General features: G+C 57.2%; 14 protein-coding genes and 4 tRNA genes. All 18 read right to left on the bottom strand.

The features are described from left to right. Positions 1–34: 34 nt before the first annotated feature. On the bottom strand, positions 35–1,228 hold the full coding sequence (gene tuf, locus AC1MEK_RS24995) for an elongation factor Tu (protein WP_480398944.1): 1,194 nt from the start codon (positions 1,226–1,228) through the stop codon (positions 35–37). A gap of 31 nt (positions 1,229–1,259) precedes the next feature. Next, a complete protein-coding gene (fusA, locus tag AC1MEK_RS24990; RefSeq protein WP_480398943.1) occupies positions 1,260–3,407 on the bottom strand; it encodes an elongation factor G in 2,148 nt (715 codons plus the stop codon). A gap of 30 nt (positions 3,408–3,437) precedes the next feature. Beyond that, positions 3,438–3,911 (bottom strand): 30S ribosomal protein S7, encoded by a 474-nt coding sequence (gene rpsG, locus AC1MEK_RS24985; RefSeq protein ID WP_007970418.1) that lies wholly within the window; start codon positions 3,909–3,911, stop codon positions 3,438–3,440. A gap of 115 nt (positions 3,912–4,026) precedes the next feature. Beyond that, the gene (gene rpsL / locus AC1MEK_RS24980; RefSeq protein ID WP_003186084.1) at positions 4,027–4,398 is read right to left on the bottom strand and encodes a 30S ribosomal protein S12; all 372 of its coding nucleotides are present in this window, start codon (positions 4,396–4,398) and stop codon (positions 4,027–4,029) included. 213 nt (positions 4,399–4,611) lie between these two features. After that, a complete protein-coding gene (gene rpoC, locus AC1MEK_RS24975; protein ID WP_480398942.1) occupies positions 4,612–8,811 on the bottom strand; it encodes a DNA-directed RNA polymerase subunit beta' in 4,200 nt (1,399 codons plus the stop codon). Between the two features lie 62 nt (positions 8,812–8,873). Beyond that, positions 8,874–12,947 (bottom strand): DNA-directed RNA polymerase subunit beta, encoded by a 4,074-nt coding sequence (rpoB, locus tag AC1MEK_RS24970; RefSeq protein WP_480398941.1) that lies wholly within the window; start codon positions 12,945–12,947, stop codon positions 8,874–8,876. A gap of 220 nt (positions 12,948–13,167) precedes the next feature. Next, the gene (gene rplL, locus AC1MEK_RS24965; RefSeq protein WP_480398940.1) at positions 13,168–13,533 is read right to left on the bottom strand and encodes a 50S ribosomal protein L7/L12; all 366 of its coding nucleotides are present in this window, start codon (positions 13,531–13,533) and stop codon (positions 13,168–13,170) included. Positions 13,534–13,612: 79 nt separating this feature from the next. Further along, entirely contained in the window at positions 13,613–14,113 is a 501-nt protein-coding gene (gene rplJ, locus AC1MEK_RS24960) for a 50S ribosomal protein L10 (RefSeq protein WP_480398939.1), read from the bottom strand. 198 nt (positions 14,114–14,311) lie between these two features. Continuing rightward, a complete protein-coding gene (rplA, locus tag AC1MEK_RS24955) occupies positions 14,312–15,007 on the bottom strand; it encodes a 50S ribosomal protein L1 (RefSeq protein ID WP_480398938.1) in 696 nt (231 codons plus the stop codon). After that, positions 15,007–15,438: a 50S ribosomal protein L11 gene (gene rplK, locus AC1MEK_RS24950; RefSeq protein ID WP_339081136.1), complete on the bottom strand. Its 432-nt coding sequence runs from the start codon at positions 15,436–15,438 to the stop codon at positions 15,007–15,009. Before rplK ends, rplA begins: the two co-directional genes overlap by 1 nt. 119 nt (positions 15,439–15,557) lie before the next feature. Further along, entirely contained in the window at positions 15,558–16,091 is a 534-nt protein-coding gene (gene nusG / locus AC1MEK_RS24945; protein WP_480398937.1) for a transcription termination/antitermination protein NusG, read from the bottom strand. 9 nt (positions 16,092–16,100) lie between these two features. Continuing rightward, positions 16,101–16,469, bottom strand: a complete 369-nt coding sequence (gene secE / locus AC1MEK_RS24940; protein WP_480398936.1) for a preprotein translocase subunit SecE — start codon at positions 16,467–16,469, stop codon at positions 16,101–16,103. Positions 16,470–16,514: 45 nt separating this feature from the next. Then, positions 16,515–16,590 (bottom strand) — tRNA-Trp (locus AC1MEK_RS24935). Between the two features lie 186 nt (positions 16,591–16,776). Then, a tRNA-Thr gene (locus AC1MEK_RS24930) sits at positions 16,777–16,852 on the bottom strand. 26 nt (positions 16,853–16,878) lie between these two features. Then, positions 16,879–16,952 (bottom strand) — tRNA-Gly (locus AC1MEK_RS24925). A gap of 26 nt (positions 16,953–16,978) precedes the next feature. Next, positions 16,979–17,063: transfer RNA gene (locus AC1MEK_RS24920), tRNA-Tyr, on the bottom strand. A 141-nt stretch (positions 17,064–17,204) separates the two neighbouring features. Beyond that, positions 17,205–17,630 (bottom strand): hypothetical protein, encoded by a 426-nt coding sequence (locus AC1MEK_RS24915; RefSeq protein WP_480398935.1) that lies wholly within the window; start codon positions 17,628–17,630, stop codon positions 17,205–17,207. A gap of 77 nt (positions 17,631–17,707) precedes the next feature. Beyond that, complete coding sequence (gene birA, locus AC1MEK_RS24910) at positions 17,708–18,664, bottom strand: bifunctional biotin--[acetyl-CoA-carboxylase] ligase/biotin operon repressor BirA (RefSeq protein ID WP_480399036.1); 957 nt, start codon at positions 18,662–18,664, stop codon at positions 17,708–17,710. Between the last annotated feature and the right edge of the window lie 133 nt (positions 18,665–18,797).

The raw sequence follows: 18,797 nt of genomic DNA, 5'->3' as shown, positions 1-18,797 counted from the left end.
CCGCAGGGCGGGGGCTTTTTTGGCAAATCAACGCTTAGGCGATGATTTTGGCAACGACACCAGCGCCGACGGTACGACCGCCTTCACGGATGGCGAAACGCAGGCCGTCTTCCATTGCGATTGGCTTGATCAGGGTGACGGAAACTTTAACGTTGTCACCTGGCATAACCATTTCGGTGCCTTCCGGCAGTTCGCAAGAACCGGTCACGTCAGTAGTACGGAAGTAGAACTGTGGACGGTAGCCTTTGAAGAACGGAGTGTGACGACCGCCTTCTTCCTTGCTCAGAACGTAGATTTCAGCTTCGAACTGAGTGTGTGGCTTGACGGTGCCTGGCTTGGCCAGAATCTGACCGCGCTCAACGTCGTCACGCTTGGTGCCACGCAGCAGAACGCCGCAGTTCTCGCCAGCACGACCTTCGTCCAGCAGCTTGCGGAACATCTCAACGCCGGTGCAGGTAGTCTTGGTGGTGTCACGCAGACCAACGATTTCGACTTCTTCCTGGATGCGGATGATGCCACGCTCAACACGACCAGTCACAACAGTACCGCGACCCGAGATCGAGAACACGTCTTCGATTGGCATCAGGAACGGCTTGTCGATAGCGCGCTCAGGCTCTGGGATGTAGGTGTCCAGAGTCTCAACCAGCTTCTTGACAGCGCTGGTGCCCATTTCGTTGTCGTCTTTGCCTTCCAGCGCCATACGAGCAGAACCGATGATGATCGGAGTGTCGTCGCCTGGGAAGTCATAGGTGGACAGCAGGTCGCGAACTTCCATCTCGACCAGTTCCAGCAGCTCTGCGTCGTCAACCAGGTCAGCCTTGTTCAGGAAGACCACGATGTACGGAACGCCAACCTGACGGGACAGCAGGATGTGCTCACGAGTTTGTGGCATCGGACCATCGGCAGCCGAGCAAACCAGGATCGCGCCGTCCATCTGGGCAGCACCGGTGATCATGTTTTTGACGTAGTCGGCGTGGCCTGGGCAGTCAACGTGCGCGTAGTGACGAATGTTCGAATCGTACTCTACGTGTGCAGTGTTGATGGTGATACCACGAGCTTTCTCTTCTGGAGCGCTGTCGATCTTGTCGAAGTCAACAACGGCCGAACCGAAAACTTCGGAGCAGACGCGAGTCAGAGCAGCGGTCAGAGTGGTTTTACCGTGGTCAACGTGACCGATGGTGCCGACGTTGACGTGCGGTTTGGAACGTTCAAATTTTTCTTTAGCCACGACAGTGAACTCCTAGCCTAAAGGGGCTGAATCAGCCTTGTTTTTTAACGAGAGCTTCGACGATGTTCGACGGAGCTTCGGAGTATTTGGAGAATTCCATGGAGTAGCTCGCGCGACCCTGAGACATGGAACGAACATCGGTCGCGTAACCGAACATTTCACCCAGCGGCACTTCTGCGCTGATGACTTTGCCGGAGACCGAGTCTTCCATACCCTGGATCATACCGCGACGACGGTTCAGGTCACCCATCACGTCACCCATGTAGTCCTCAGGTGTTACAACTTCTACCTTCATGATCGGCTCAAGCACAACACCGCCACCCTTCTGGGCCAGCTGCTTGGTCGCCATGGAGGCAGCCACCTTGAACGCCATCTCGTTGGAGTCGACGTCGTGGTAAGAACCGTCAAAGACGGTCGCCTTCAGGCCGATGAGCGGATAGCCGGCAACGACGCCGTTCTTCATCTGCTCTTCGATGCCTTTCTGGATAGCCGGGATGTATTCCTTCGGAACCACACCGCCCACTACTTCGTTAGTGAACGCCAGACCTTCGGTGATGTTGCCCTTCTCGTCCACTTCAGGCTGCGAGAAACGGATCCAGCAATGACCGAACTGACCGCGACCACCGGACTGACGAACGAACTTGCCTTCGATCTCGATGTTGTCCTTCGTGATCTTCTCACGGTAGGAAACCTGAGGCTTGCCGATGTTCGCTTCGACGTTGAACTCGCGACGCATACGGTCAACCAGGATGTCCAGGTGCAATTCACCCATACCCGAGATGATCGTCTGGCCGGTTTCTTCGTCGGTCTTGACGCGGAAGGACGGGTCTTCCTGAGCCAGCTTGCCCAGTGCGATACCCATTCTTTCCTGGTCGTCCTTGGTCTTCGGCTCAACAGCTACCGAGATCACAGGCTCAGGGAAGTCCATACGCTCCAGGATGATTGGCTTGTCCAGGGCGCACAGGGTTTCACCGGTGGTGACGTCTTTCATGCCGATCAGGGCAGCGATGTCACCGGCCAGTACTTCCTTGATTTCTTCACGGCTGTTGGCGTGCATTTGAACCATACGGCCCACACGCTCTTTCTTGCCTTTGACCGAGTTCAGAACCGAGTCACCGGAGTTCAGGACGCCCGAGTAGACGCGAACGAAGGTGATGGAACCCACGAACGGGTCGGTCGCGATCTTGAACGCCAGAGCCGAGAACGGCTCGTTGTCGTCAGCGTGACGCTCGTCGTGACGAATGGCCGGATCATCTTTGGCCAGTTCCTGGTCGTCAGGGTTGATACCCTTGATCGCAGGGATCTCGACAGGAGCAGGCAGGTAGTCGATGACGGCGTCGAGAACCAGGGGAACGCCCTTGTTCTTGAACGAGGAACCGCAGACAGCCAGAACGATTTCGCCGGCGATGGTGCGCTGACGCAGAGCAGCCTTGATCTCTTCGACCGACAGCTCTTCACCTTCCAGGTACTTGTTCATCAGGTCTTCGCTGGCTTCAGCAGCCGCTTCGACCATGTTGGCACGCCATTCGTCAGCCAGGTCCTGCAGTTCAGCAGGGATGGCTTCGCGACGCGGGGTCATGCCCTTGTCGGCGTCGTCCCAGTAAACGGCTTCCATGGTCATCAGATCGATCTGGCCCTGGAAGTTGTCTTCCGAACCGATAGCCAGCTGGATAGGCACCGGAGTGTGACCCAGACGCTTTTTGATCTGATCGACAACGCGCAGGAAGTTCGCACCGGCACGGTCCATCTTGTTTACGTAAACAAGACGTGGAACGCCGTACTTGTTGGCCTGACGCCATACGGTTTCCGACTGTGGCTCGACACCGGAGGTGCCGCAGAACACAACGACAGCACCGTCGAGTACGCGCAGCGAACGTTCTACTTCAATGGTGAAGTCAACGTGGCCGGGGGTATCGATGATGTTGAAGCGATACTTGTCTTTGTGCTGCTTGACAGAGCCCTGCCAGAAAGCGGTGGTCGCAGCAGAAGTAATGGTAATACCACGCTCCTGCTCCTGCACCATCCAGTCCATGGTCGCGGCGCCATCATGCACCTCGCCCATTTTGTGGTTTACGCCCGTGTAAAAAAGGACGCGCTCGGTGGTGGTGGTTTTACCAGCATCCACGTGAGCAACGATACCGATGTTACGGTAGCGGTTAATCGGAGTAGTACGAGCCATAAAGCCCTCGCAAATTGATTGACGCTGGAATTAGAAGCGGTAGTGCGAGAAAGCCTTGTTGGCTTCAGCCATACGGTGCACGTCTTCACGCTTCTTGACCGCAGCACCTTTACCTTCAGCAGCATCCAGCAGTTCGCCAGCCAAGCGCAGAGCCATGGATTTCTCACCGCGCTTGCGCGCGAAGTCTACCAGCCAACGCATTGCCAGAGCATTACGACGGGATGGACGAACTTCGACCGGAACCTGGTAAGTAGCACCGCCAACACGGCGCGACTTCACTTCGACCAGCGGAGCGATGGCGTCGAGTGCTTTTTCGAAGAGTTCCAGGGGATCGGTACCAGCCTTACGAGCCTTGACCGTGTCCAGGGCACCGTAAACGATACGTTCGGCAACGGCTTTCTTGCCGCTTTCCATTACGTGGTTCATGAACTTGGCGAGAATCTGGGATCCGTACTTCGGATCGTCAAGAATCTCACGTTTTGCTGCTACGCGACGTCTTGGCATGATAAGCCCTCAAACGGTCTTCAGGTTCGCTCGGGACAGTGCGCAGCGAAGCGCGTTGCCCGACCTTACTCTTATCGACACAATAAATTTTAGAAACAACTTCAGGCGGCGCGAATTACTTCGGACGCTTGGTACCGTATTTCGAACGACCCTGGTTACGACCTTTGACGCCGGAGGTATCCAACGAACCGCGAACGGTGTGATAACGAACACCTGGCAAGTCTTTTACACGGCCGCCACGAATCAGGACGACGCTGTGCTCTTGCAGGTTGTGGCCTTCACCACCGATGTACGAGGAAACCTCGAAACCGTTGGTCAGACGCACACGGCATACTTTACGCAGTGCCGAGTTAGGTTTTTTCGGCGTAGTGGTGTACACACGGGTGCACACGCCACGACGTTGCGGGCAGTTCTGCAGCGCAGGTACGTCGGATTTCTCGACGATACGCTTGCGCGGCTGACGTACCAGCTGGTTGATAGTTGCCATCTACTAGCTCCACTGTTGTCTTGCGACGCTATTGTCTTGCAAGAAAAGCAAAATGGCAGGACGCGAGTCCCGCCAGATTTTGGGGTACAAGAGTCTAAAGAGGATCCTGCCCCCAGTCAAGACGGCGCCCCGACTCACACACCCTCCCCTCCCGGCCAGTGACCGGGAGAGGTGAGCATGAGAACCGGGGCGCCACTCTCAATACTGCATGAATCAGTTGCTGCTCGAATTCAACGCTTCGGTCAGAGCGGCTTCGACTTCGCTCGCGCTCACACGCAGAGGTTTGTCGGCATCGCGGCGACGCTTACGCTCGCTGTGATACGCCAGACCGGTACCGGCCGGGATCAGACGACCCACGACCACGTTTTCCTTCAGGCCGCGCAGGTAGTCGCGCTTGCCGGTTACCGCCGCTTCAGTCAGTACGCGGGTGGTCTCCTGGAAGGAGGCCGCCGAGATGAACGATTCGGTCGACAGCGACGCCTTGGTGATACCGAGCAGTACGCGAGTGAATTTCGAAATGAATTTCTCCTCTTGTACCAGGCGCTCGTTCTCGACCAGCACGTGGGTGAGTTCCATCTGGTCGCCCTTGATGAAGCTCGAATCGCCGGACTCGGTGATCTCGACCTTGCGCAGCATCTGACGAAGAATCGTTTCGATGTGCTTGTCGTTGATCTTCACGCCCTGCAGACGGTAAACGTCCTGAATCTCGTTGACGATGTATTTCGCCAGCGCGCTGACACCCAGCAGACGCAGAATGTCATGAGGATCGCTAGGACCGTCGGAGATAACTTCGCCGCGGTTCACTTGCTCACCTTCGAAGACGTTCAGGTGACGCCATTTCGGGATCAGCTCTTCGTACGGATCGCTGCCATCGTTCGGCGTAATCACCAGACGACGCTTGCCCTTGGTCTCTTTACCGAAGGCGATCGTACCGCTGACTTCCGCCAGGATCGACGCTTCTTTCGGACGACGCGCTTCGAACAAGTCGGCAACGCGTGGCAGACCACCGGTGATGTCACGGGTCTTGGAAGTCTCTTGCGGGATACGGGCCAGAACATCACCCACGCCCACTTGAGCACCGTCCGCCACACCTACCAGGGCGTTCGCCGGCAGGAAGTACTGGGCCGGTACGTCGGTACCTGGCAGCAGCAGATCCTTGCCATCGGCGCCGACCATCTTGACCGCAGGACGGATGTCCTTGCCGGCAGCCGGACGGTCTTTCGGATCCAGGACCTCGATGTTGGTCAGACCGGTCAGTTCGTCGGTCTGGCGCTTGATCGTGATGCCTTCTTCCATGCCCACGTAGGTCACGGTACCTTTCAGTTCGGTAACGATCGGGTGAGTGTGCGGGTCCCACTTGGCCACGATGGCACCAGCGTCGACCTTGTCGCCTTCCTTCACCGAAATCACCGCACCGTACGGCAGCTTGTAGCGCTCGCGCTCACGACCGAATTCGTCAGCAATTGCCAGCTCACCGGAACGCGAAACCGCGACCAGGTTGCCATCGGCACGCTCGACCTGCTTCAGGTTGTGCAGACGAACCATACCGCCGTTCTTCACCTGGACGCTGTCGGCCGCCGAAGTACGGCTTGCCGCACCACCGATGTGGAACGTACGCATGGTCAGCTGGGTACCCGGCTCACCGATCGACTGTGCAGCGATAACGCCGACAGCTTCACCGATATTCACCTGGTGACCACGGGCCAGATCGCGACCGTAGCACTTGGCGCAGATGCCGTAGCGGGTTTCGCAGCTGATTGGCGAGCGAACGACCACTTCGTCGATGCTGTTCAGCTCGATGAATTCAACCCACTTCTCGTCCACCAGCGTACCGGCCGGAACGATGACGTCTTCGGTGCCCGGCTTGAACACGTCACGGGCGATAACACGACCCAGAACGCGCTCACCCAGAGGCTCGACCACGTCGCCGCCTTCAATGTGCGGCGTCATCAGCAGGCCTTGCTCGGTACCGCAATCGATCTCGGTCACGACCAGGTCTTGCGCAACGTCTACCAGACGACGAGTCAGGTAACCGGAGTTCGCGGTTTTCAACGCGGTATCCGCCAGACCCTTACGAGCACCGTGAGTCGAGATGAAGTACTGGAGTACGCTCAGACCTTCACGGAAGTTCGCGGTGATTGGCGTCTCGATGATCGAGCCGTCCGGCTTGGCCATCAGACCACGCATACCGGCCAGCTGACGAATCTGTGCAGCGGAACCCCGCGCACCCGAGTCGGCCATCATGTACATCGAGTTGAAGGACTCTTGATCAACGGTTTCGCCGTGACGGTCGACAACCTTCTCTTTCGAGAGGTTGGACATCATCGCTTTGGAAACTTCGTCGTTCGCCTTCGACCAGAGGTCGATCACCTTGTTGTACTTCTCGCCCTGGGTGACCAGGCCCGACGCGTACTGGCTTTCGATCTCTTTAACTTCTTCGGTCGCGGTGTCGATGATGCGAGCTTTCTCATCCGGGATAACGAAGTCGTTAACGCCGATGGAAACACCCGAGATCGTCGAGTAGGCAAAACCGGTGTACATCAGCTGGTCAGCGAAGATCACGGTCTCTTTCAGTCCAACCACGCGGTAGCATTGGTTGATCAGCTTGGAGATCGCCTTCTTCTTCATCGGCTGGTTGACCACGTCATACGACAGGCCGGCCGGGACCACCTGGAACAGCAGCGCACGGCCGACAGTGGTGTCGACGATGCGGGTGTTCTTGACGCTGTTGCCGTCACGGTCGTTCACGGTTTCGTTGATACGAACCTTGATTTTCGCGTGCAGCGCAGCTTCGCCGGCGCGGAATACGCGATCGACTTCCTGCAGGTCAGCGAACACACGACCTTCGCCCTTGGCGTTGATCGCTTCACGGGTCATGTAGTACAGACCCAGTACAACGTCCTGCGACGGAACGATGATTGGCTCACCGTTGGCTGGCGACAGAATGTTGTTGGTCGACATCATCAGCGCACGGGCTTCGAGCTGGGCTTCCAGCGTCAGCGGCACGTGAACAGCCATCTGGTCACCGTCGAAGTCGGCGTTGTACGCCGCACAGACCAGCGGGTGCAGCTGGATTGCCTTACCTTCGATCAGCACCGGTTCAAACGCCTGGATACCCAGACGGTGAAGGGTCGGTGCACGGTTGAGCAGGACCGGGTGTTCGCGAATCACTTCAGCGAGAACGTCCCAGACCTCTGGCAGCTCGCGCTCGACCATCTTCTTGGCCGCCTTGATGGTGGTCGCCAGACCACGCATTTCCAGCTTGCCGAAAATGAACGGCTTGAACAGCTCGAGAGCCATTTTCTTCGGCAGACCGCACTGGTGCAGACGCAGGGTCGGACCTACGGTAATTACCGAACGACCCGAGTAGTCAACGCGCTTACCGAGCAGGTTCTGACGGAAACGACCTTGCTTACCCTTGATCATGTCGGCCAGGGATTTCAGAGGACGCTTGTTGGAACCTGTGATGGCGCGACCGCGACGACCGTTGTCCAGCAGTGCATCCACAGCTTCCTGCAGCATGCGCTTTTCGTTGCGCACGATGATGTCAGGAGCCGACAGATCCAGCAGACGCTTCAGACGGTTGTTACGGTTGATGACGCGACGATACAGATCGTTCAGATCGGAAGTCGCGAAGCGGCCGCCATCCAGTGGAACCAGTGGACGCAGATCTGGCGGCAGAACCGGCAGAACGGTCAACACCATCCACTCAGGCAGGTTGCCGGAGCCCTGGAAGGCTTCCATCAACTTCAGGCGCTTGGATAGCTTCTTGATCTTGGTTTCGGAGTTGGTTTGCGGAATCTCTTCGCGCAGACGGCCAATCTCGTGCTCCAGATCGATAGCGTGCAGCAGCTCGCGGACAGCCTCGGCACCCATGCGGGCATCGAAGTCGTCGCCGAATTCTTCGAGGGCTTCGAAGTACTGTTCGTCGTTCAGCAGCTGCCCCTTCTCCAGGGTAGTCATGCCCGGGTCGATAACGACATAGCTCTCGAAGTAGAGAACGCGTTCGATATCACGCAGGGTCATGTCCATCAGCAGGCCGATACGCGACGGCAGCGACTTCAGGAACCAGATGTGAGCAACCGGCGAAGCCAGTTCGATGTGAGCCATGCGCTCACGACGGACCTTGGCCAGTGCAACTTCAACGCCGCACTTCTCGCAGATCACGCCACGATGCTTCAAGCGCTTGTACTTACCGCACAGGCACTCGTAATCCTTGACCGGGCCAAAGATCTTGGCGCAGAACAAGCCGTCACGCTCAGGCTTGAACGTACGGTAGTTGATGGTTTCCGGCTTTTTAACTTCACCGAACGACCACGAACGGATCATCTCAGGCGAGGCCAATCCGATACGGATGGCGTCGAACTCTTCGACTTGACCCTGGTTTTTCAGCAAATTCAGTAGGTCTTTCAAGGCCTTTCCTCCTGGCGGAGCAGAGAGTGGTCAAACCGACCCACTCTCGATCGCGTCACGTGTTATTCGGTTTCCAGATCGATATCGATACCGAGCGAACGGATTTCTTTGATCAACACGTTGAAGGACTCGGGCATGCCCGGCTCCATACGGTGATCGCCGTCCACGATGTTTTTGTACATCTTGGTACGACCGTTCACATCGTCCGACTTCACTGTGAGCATTTCTTGCAGAGTGTAAGCCGCGCCGTATGCTTCCAGCGCCCAGACCTCCATCTCCCCGAAACGCTGACCACCGAACTGTGCCTTACCACCCAGCGGCTGCTGGGTGACCAGGCTGTAAGAACCAGTGGAACGCGCGTGCATCTTGTCGTCCACCAAGTGGTTCAGCTTCAGCATGTACATGTAGCCAACGGTGACCGCACGCTCGAACTTGTTGCCGGTGCGACCGTCGAACAGTTGCATCTGGCCACTGTCCGGCATGTCCGCCAGGCGCAGCATCGCCTTGATTTCGCTCTCCTTGGCACCGTCGAATACCGGGGTTGCCATTGGAACGCCGCCACGCAGGTTCTTCGCCAGATCCAGAACTTCCTGGTCGGACAGGTCGTCGATGCTTTCCTGACGGCCGCCGATCTCGTTGTAGATCTCGTTCATGAACTTGCGCAGTTCAACCACTTTGCGCTGCTCTTCGAGCATGCGGTTGATCTTCTCACCCAGACCCTTGGCCGCCAGGCCCAGGTGGGTTTCGAGAATCTGACCAACGTTCATACGCGAAGGTACACCCAACGGGTTGAGGACGATATCCACAGGGGTGCCGTTGGCATCGTGTGGCATGTCTTCAACCGGCATGATCACGGAGACCACACCTTTGTTACCGTGGCGACCGGCCATCTTGTCGCCCGGCTGGATGCGGCGACGAATGGCCAGGTAGACCTTGACGATTTTCAGCACGCCTGGAGCCAGGTCGTCGCCCTGCTGCAGTTTGCGCTTCTTGTCTTCGAACTTGTCGTCCAGCAGACGGCGACGATCAACGATGTAAGCCTGGGCTTTCTCGAGTTGTTCGTTCAGCGCGTCTTCGGCCATGCGCAGTTTGAACCACTGACCGTGTTCCAGACCGTCCAGCACTTCGTTGGTGATTTCCTGACCTTTCTTAAGGCCCGCACCACCTTCGACAACCTGACCGACCAGAGCCGAACGCAGACGCTCGAAGGTCGCGCCTTCGACGATGCGGAACTCTTCGTTCAGGTCCTTGCGGATCTCGTCCAGCTGGCTCTTCTCGATGGACAGGGCGCGCGAGTCGCGCTCTACGCCATCACGGGTGAAGACCTGTACGTCGATGACAGTACCCTTGGTGCCGGTCGGCACGCGCAGGGAGGTGTCCTTAACGTCGCTGGCCTTCTCACCGAAGATCGCACGCAGCAGTTTTTCTTCCGGAGTCAGCTGGGTCTCGCCTTTCGGAGTGACTTTACCGACCAGGATGTCGCCAGGGCCGACTTCGGCACCGACGTAAACGATACCGGCTTCGTCCAGCTTGTTCAGCGCCGCTTCACCCACGTTCGGGATGTCGGCGGTGATTTCCTCTGGGCCCAGCTTGGTATCACGCGCCACACAGGTCAGTTCCTGGATGTGGATCGTGGTGAAACGGTCTTCCTGAACAACACGCTCGGACAGGCAGATGGAGTCTTCGAAGTTGAAGCCGTTCCATGCCATGAACGCGATGCGCATGTTCTGACCCAGTGCCAGTTCACCCATGTCGGTGGACGGGCCGTCGGCCATGATATCGCTGCGCTGAACGCGGTCCCCCTTGCTCACCAGCGGACGCTGGTTGATGCAGGTGTTCTGGTTCGAGCGGGTGTATTTGGTCAGGTTGTAGATGTCGACACCGGCTTCGCCCGGCTCAACTTCGTCATCGGCAACACGAACCACGATACGGCTGGCATCGACGGAATCGATCACACCGCCACGACGAGCCACGACGCAAACGCCGGAGTCACGCGCAACGTTGCGCTCCATACCGGTACCGACCAGCGGCTTGTCGGCACGCAGGGTAGGTACAGCCTGACGCTGCATGTTCGAACCCATCAACGCACGGTTGGCGTCGTCGTGCTCGAGGAACGGGATCAGCGACGCTGCGACCGAAACAACCTGCTTCGGCGAAACGTCCATCAGGGTGACGTCTTCCGGCGCCTTGACGGTGAATTCGTTCAGGTGACGTACGGCTACCAGCTCGTCGATCAGCACTTTCTGGTCGTTCATGGCCGCCGAAGCCTGCGCGATCACGTGATCGGCTTCTTCAATAGCGGACAGGAAGACGATGTCGTCGGTGACTACACCTTCTTTCACCACACGGTACGGGCTTTCCAGGAAGCCGTACTGGTTGGTGCGAGCGTACGCTGCCAGGGAGTTGATCAGACCGATGTTCGGACCTTCCGGCGTTTCGATCGGGCATACACGACCGTAGTGCGTCGGGTGTACGTCACGGACTTCGAAGCCTGCGCGCTCACGGGTCAGACCGCCTGGGCCCAGTGCCGATACACGGCGCTTGTGGGTGATCTCGGACAGCGGGTTGTTCTGGTCCATGAACTGCGACAGCTGGCTGGAACCGAAGAACTCCTTGACCGCAGCAGCCACCGGCTTGGCGTTGATCAGGTCCTGAGGCATCAGGCCTTCGCTTTCGGCCATCGACAGACGCTCTTTGACCGCACGCTCAACACGTACCAGGCCAACGCGGAACTGGTTCTCGGCCATTTCGCCTACGCAACGAACACGGCGGTTACCCAGGTGGTCGATGTCGTCGACGATGCCTTTGCCGTTACGGATATCGACCAGGGTCTTGAGGACCGCAACGATATCTTCCTTGCACAGCACGCCCGAACCTTCGATCTCGGTGCGACCGATACGACGGTTGAACTTCATCCGGCCCACAGCCGACAGATCGTAGCGCTCAGGGCTGAAGAACAGGTTGTTGAACAGGGTCTCGGCAGCATCCTTGGTTGGCGGCTCGCCAGGACGCATCATGCGATAGATTTCGACCAGGGCTTCCAGCTGGTTGCCGGTCGAATCGATCTTCAAGGTGTCGGAGATGAACGGACCGCAATCGATGTCGTTGGTGTACAGCGTTTCGATACGGACAACCTGAGCCTTGGCGATCTTGGCCAGGATCTCGGTGTTCAGCTCGGTGTTGCACTCGGCAATGATTTCGCCGGTGGCCGGGTGCACGATCGCCTTGGCGGTGGTGCGGCCAATGACGTAGTCCAGCGGAACGTCCAGCGCCTTGATGCCGGCTTTTTCCAGCTGGTTGATGTGGCGAGCGGTAATACGACGGCCCTGCTCGACAATCACCTTGCCCTTGTCGTCCTGGATGTCCAGGACGGCAACTTCACCACGCAGGCGCGAAGGCACCAGCTCCAGGCTCAGGGTCTCGCCATGAACGTGGAATACGTTGGTGGTGTAGAAAGCTTCCAGCACTTCTTCAGTGGTGTAGCCCAGCGCGCGCAGCAGAACCGACGCAGGCAGCTTGCGACGACGGTCGATACGGACGAATACACAGTCCTTTGGATCGAACTCGAAGTCCAGCCACGAACCGCGGTAAGGAATGATGCGAGCCGAGTACAGCAGTTTGCCGGAGCTGTGCGTCTTGCCACGGTCGTGGTCGAAGAACACGCCCGGGGAACGGTGCAGCTGGGAAACGATCACGCGCTCGGTACCGTTGATTACGAAGGTACCGTTTTCAGTCATTAGGGGGATTTCACCCATGTAGACTTCTTGCTCTTTGATGTCCTTGATCGCTTTGTTCGACGATTCTTTGTCGAAAATGATCAGGCGTACTTTTACCCGCAACGGTACGGCGTACGTCACGCCACGCAGCACACATTCCTTGACATCAAAGGCCGGTTCGCCCAGGCGATAACCAACGTACTCCAGAGCAGCATTGCCGGAGTAGCTGATGATCGGGAAAACAGATTTGAAGGCCGCATGCAGGCCCACGTCGCGGAACTGATCTTTGGACGCCCCCGCTTGCAAGAATTCACGATACGAATCCAGCTGGATGGCCAGGAGGTAAGGCACATCCATGACGTCCGGCAACTTGCTAAAGTCCTTGCGGATACGTTTTTTCTCAGTGTATGAGTAAGCCATCAGCGTTCCCCAGCTTGGTCACCTGCTTGTTTGGCCCCTCCCGGCGGGAGCAGCCAGAAAATCTTGCAAACCCCATGGTTTGCCACCCGCTATGGGTGTCTACAGCGCGTTATCGGGGCCGATCTGATCGGCCAGCCAATAACGGAAAAAGGCCGGTGGCAGAAGCCACCAGCCATCAGCCTTTCGCTTGACGCTCGGGCTGGAGACGCACAGTCGAAATTTACTTAACTTCGACTTCAGCGCCTGCTTCTTTCAGTGCAGCAGCAGCTTTGTCAGCTGCGTCTTTGGCAACGCCTTCCAGCAGAACCTGAGGAGCGGTGTCAACCTTCTCCTTGGCTTCTTTCAGGCCCAGACCGGTCAGTTCACGAACAGCCTTGATCACGTTGACTTTCTTCTCGCCAGCAGCGACCAGAACAACGTTGAACTCGGTTTGTTCTTCAACAACAGCGGCAGCAGCAGCTGGGCCGGCAGCGGCGACAGCAGCGGTCACGCCGAAGGTTTCTTCCATTGCCTTGATCAGCTCGACAACTTCCAGAACGGTTTTCTGGCCGATTGCTTCGATGATTTGTTCGTTAGTCAGAGACATGACTTTGAATCCTGTATTGTGCTGACAGCTTACGCAGCCATCAAATTAAATAGATGATTTTGAAAGAACCGACAGAGCCTTAGGCTGCTGCAGCTTCTTTCTGGTCGCGTACGGCTGCCAGGGTGCGAGCCAGCTTGCTGGTTGCGCCTTGGATCACGCTCATCAGCTTCGCGATAGCCTCGTCGCGGGTCGGCAGAGATGCCAACACGTCGATCTGGTTAGCGGCGAGCAGATTGCCATCAAACGCAGCTGCCTTGATCTCGAACTTCGCCTGACCTTTAGCAAACTCTTTGAACAGACGAGCAGCAGCGCCCGGGTGTTCGTTCGAGAAAGCGATCAGGGTAGGGCCGGTGAACACGTCGTTAAGAACACTGAATTCAGTGTCAGCAACAGCGCGCTTGAGCAGGGTGTTACGTACGACACGTACATAAACGCCAGCTTCACGAGCCTCTTTACGGAGTCCGGTCATTGCGCCTACTGTTACGCCACGGGCATCAGCCACGACAGCGGACAGAGCGACTTTGGCAGCCTCGTTGACTTCAGCGACGATGGCCTTCTTGTCTTCGAGATTAATTGCCACGGGTTTAACTCCTGCTTGTTACCGTTTCATCTGGCCAAGGCCGGATGTCGTTTTGGTGTCTGATTCGGTAAGGAACCGGGAGCACCATCTGCGTAGGCTTGTGGTTTAAGACTCGCGTCGCCTACGGTCTTGGATAGCCCCCGCCAGGCAGGGACCCCAATTTTTGCGGCGGTGCAGTTACCTGCACCGCGGCGTGTCTTACGCGCTCAGCGAGCTCTGGTCGATGACCAGACCTGGACCCATGGTGGTGCTCAGGGTAACGCGCTTGACGTAGATACCTTTCGAAGAAGCTGGCTTGATACGCTTCAGATCAGCGATCAGGGCTTCAACGTTTTCGCGCAGCTTGTCAGCTTCGAAGCCGATCTTGCCCACGGAAGTGTGGATGATGCCGTTTTTGTCGGTGCGGTAGCGAACCTGACCAGCCTTCGCGTTCTTGACCGCGGTGGCTACGTCTGGAGTCACGGTACCTACTTTCGGGTTAGGCATCAGGCCGCGAGGACCCAGAACCTGACCCAGTTGACCTACAACGCGCATGGCATCAGGGGATGCGATGACGACGTCATAGTTCAGGTCGCCGCCTTTCATTTCGGCAGCCAGGTCATCCATACCAACGCGGTCGGCGCCAGCAGCCAGAGCAGCTTCAGCAGCTGGGCCCTGGGTGAAGACAGCAACGCGGACAGTCTTGCCAGTGCCGTGTGGCAGCACGGTAGCGCTACGAACGACCTGGTCGGATTTACGAGGGTCAACACCCAGGTTTACAGCGATGTCGTAGGACTCGCTGAACTTGACGGTGGACAGCTCGGCCAGCAGAGCGGCTGCATCGTTGAAGCTATAGGATTTGCCAGCTTCAACTTTGGAAGCGATTGCCTTTTGGCGTTTGGTCAGCTTAGCCATTACACACCCTCCACGTTAAGGCCCATGCTACGAGCAGAACCGGCGATGGTACGCACGGCTGCATCCATGTCAGCAGCAGTCAGATCCGCGTTTTTGGTTTTCGCGATTTCTTCCAGCTGAGCACGGGTAACAGTGCCAACTTTAACGGTGTTCGGACGAGCAGAACCGCTGGTCAGGCCAGCTGCTTTCTTCAACAGAACCGAAGCAGGGGTGCTCTTGGTTTCGAAAGTGAAGCTGCGGTCACTGTAAACAGTGATGATCACAGGCGTCGGCAGACCTGGCTCCATACCTTGGGTACGGGCGTTGAAGGCCTTGCAGAATTCCATGATGTTCACGCCGTGCTGACCCAGAGCAGGACCAACGGGCGGGCTTGGGTTAGCCTGAGCGGCTTTCACTTGAAGCTTGATGTAAGCGGTAATCTTCTTGGCCATGAGGCACTCCAATTACGGGTTCAAACGCCTCGAGAGGCTCCCCGGTTACTTGCACGTTTATCCCAGTGACGACAAAACCCCACAGCCTAGGGCTGTGGGGTAAGGGATGTCTTGCTCAACTAGACCTTTTCGACCTGGCTGAACTCGAGCTCTACCGGAGTAGAGCGTCCGAAAATACTGACCGCGACCTGGATCCGGCTCTTTTCGTAGTTGACTTCTTCGACGGTGCCGCTGAAATCAGCGAACGGACCATCAGCAACGCGAACCACCTCGCCCGGCTCGAACAGAGTCTTGGGCTTGGGCTTGTCGCTACCATCAGCTACGCGACGCAGAATCGCTTCTGCTTCTTTATCGGTGATCGGTGCCGGCTTGTCCGCCGTACCGCCGATGAAACCCATGACACGTGGAGTGTCCTTGACCAAGTGCCAAGTACCCTCATTCATGTCCATCTGGACAAGCACATAACCAGGGAAGAATTTACGCTCGCTCTTGCGCTTCTGGCCATTGCGCATCTCTACCACTTCTTCGGTAGGGACCAGAATCTCGCCGAAGCCATCTTCCATGCCTGCCAGCTTTACGCGCTCGATCAGAGAGCGCATCACATGCTTCTCGTAACCCGAGTAGGCATGCACTACGTACCAACGCTTAGCCACGGGACACCCTTAGCCAACAATCAGGGAAACAAGCCAGCCGAGCAGGGAATCAAGACCCCACAGCAGCAGCGCCATAACCAGAACCACAGCCACCACGATCAGGGTAGTCTGGGTGGTTTCTTGACGAGTAGGCCATACGACTTTACGAATCTCAGCGCGAGCTTCCTTGGCCAACACGAAGAAAGCCTTGCCCTTGCCAGTCTGCAGGCCTACGTAGGCTGCGACAGCGGCGATGACGAGCAAAGCGAGCACGCGATACAGGATTGGCTGTGCCGAGTAGTATTGATTTCCGACAACACCCACAACGACCAAAAGGACTACAGCGAGCCACTTTACGAGATCAAAACGGGAGTCTGGGGCTTCAGCCTTTGGATTCATCTACTAAAATCCTGTGAAAAGAAAGCCAGATACGTTACGCGAATCTGGCAGGTCAGGAGGGAATCGAACCCCCAACCTACGGTTTTGGAGACCGTCGCTCTGCCAATTGAGCTACTGACCTAAAAGCGAAATCAGGCCGACCATTATGCAGGCCTGACAGAAAGATTTCAACAGCCGCTCGAGATTCCGAAAAATCACCACCTCGAGCCACTGCTACCGACCACCTGGACCCAGGTCTGAAGCCAAAACACCGAGCCCAACCAACCGCTTAAAACAAAGGCAGATACTTTCATATCTGCCTTTATAATGGAGCTCTTGAGCGGATTTGAACCGCTGACCTCACCCTTACCAAGGGTGTGCTCTACCAACTGAGCTACAAGAGCGAAACACTTTGCACAACCAGCAAACTTGGAGCGGGTAGCGGGAATCGAACCCGCATCATCAGCTTGGAAGGCTGAGGTTCTACCACTAAACTATACCCGCCGAGCATGCTGCTTACGCTCGAAATTTGGTGGAGGGGGAAGGATTCGAACCTTCGAAGTCGTAGACGTCAGATTTACAGTCTGATCCCTTTGGCCGCTCGGGAACCCCTCCTAAGCGAGGCGACATATTAACTTATGCCACCCTTCTGTCAACCTTTTTCTCAATAAAATCTTGAGGTTACAAACGTTGACGCTTGCTTCGCTGCCAGATCAATTTGCTCTGCACTGCGAAGCGGGCGCCATTCTATGCAAACTATTCCGCGCTTGCAACACCTTCGCATGACATTATTTTACTTTTTAGTTGCGGGAAGTCCTGAGCGAGCCTCGAGAGCATCGCATCATCAATAAGACGGCGGCTTTCAGGCTCGATCTTCAGCCAATAAACGGCGCCGGACTCATCTGTGCGCTTGCCGAATTGGGTCTGAATATCGAGGCTTGTGAGCCGCTGCTCGATAGTGCGAGCTTGTGCCGGCGCTATTTCTCCACCCAGGTACAGGCATTGAGTGCTGACCGCCGCACCTGCGCCGGAGCCGGATTCACTGAGCAAGCGAATATCCTGATGCACGCCCTTGTACTGCGACAGGGGCGTAACCTCTTTGGGCCGCAGGGGCGCCTGCTGTTGATGCCAGAGGTAATAGAACCCGTTCAGCATGACCAGCAACAAAAATACCCAACGCATAACATCCCCGTCCGCACTGACTCGTCACGACAACCGCCCTTCCGGCGAGCGCCGCTATCAATACCTATTACAAAACCCTATTCGGCCCTGAGACGCAGGCTCAATTCGCCGCCGCTGAACAGCTGCACATCATCCCCGACCTTCAGTTTCAATGCACCGACAGGGTCGATACCCTGCACCACGCCCTCGATCGCCGTCGAGCCGGCTAGCAGCGTGACCGGCTTGCCCTGCCATACGTGATTCGCCTCCCACTCTTCACGGAAGGCGCCAAAGCCTTTTTCCTGGTGCTCGGCAAGGTAACGCGCCAAGTGCCTGCTCAGAGAAGCCACCACCTGATTGCGATCCAGCGCGCTTCCTGCCTCGAGCATCATCGACGTCCACGCCTGATCCACCTCGGCGGCCGAGCGCATGTTCACATTGATGCCAATCCCCATGACGACGTGACACACGTCTGCAGGGTCGCCCGTGAGCTCCAGGAGCACGCCTGCCAGCTTGCGCTGGCCGACCAGGATGTCGTTGGGCCACTTCAGCCCCGCTGCCTCTATACCCAGCTCCTTGAGCATGCCAACGACAGCAAGCCCGACCAGCAGGCTCAAACCTTCCAGCTGACGCATCCCGCCCTCTACGCGAATCACCAGGCTGTAGTAAAGGTTCTCTGCGAATGGACTGACCCACTTGCGCCCTCGACGCCCTCTGCCGGCCGTCTGCTGCTCAGACAGCACCACAAGCGGCAGCGAGACATCCGCGCCCACCTGGCGCAACGCATGGGCATTGGTCGAGTCGATCGTGTCATGCACCTGGACCGACCAGCCGTGTTGTTGCAGCTCGTGAGCGAGCGTCGGCTGATCCAGGAGAAAGAGAGGATTGGCCAGGCGATAACCGCGGCCGCGGATCTTGTGGATTTCAATGCCGGTTTCGGCCTGAAGCTGCTGCAGCTTTTTCCAGACAGCGCTACGACTGACGCCCAGCGCGACCCCAAGGTCTTCGCCAGAGTGAAACTCGCCATCCTCAAGAAGCTTTAGCAACGTCCGCATTCGTATCACGCCTGTCAATGAGGGACGCATCATAGCCACGCGTGCCGTGGATGCATAGAACCCGGTGGCTATGATGTTTTCCGGGCGCAAAAACAAAACCCCAACCGCGTTGGCGATTGGGGTCTTGGAATTT

Source organism: Pseudomonas sp. 2 (genome assembly GCF_056627435.1).
This window is presented reverse-complemented; position numbering and strand designations above follow the sequence as displayed.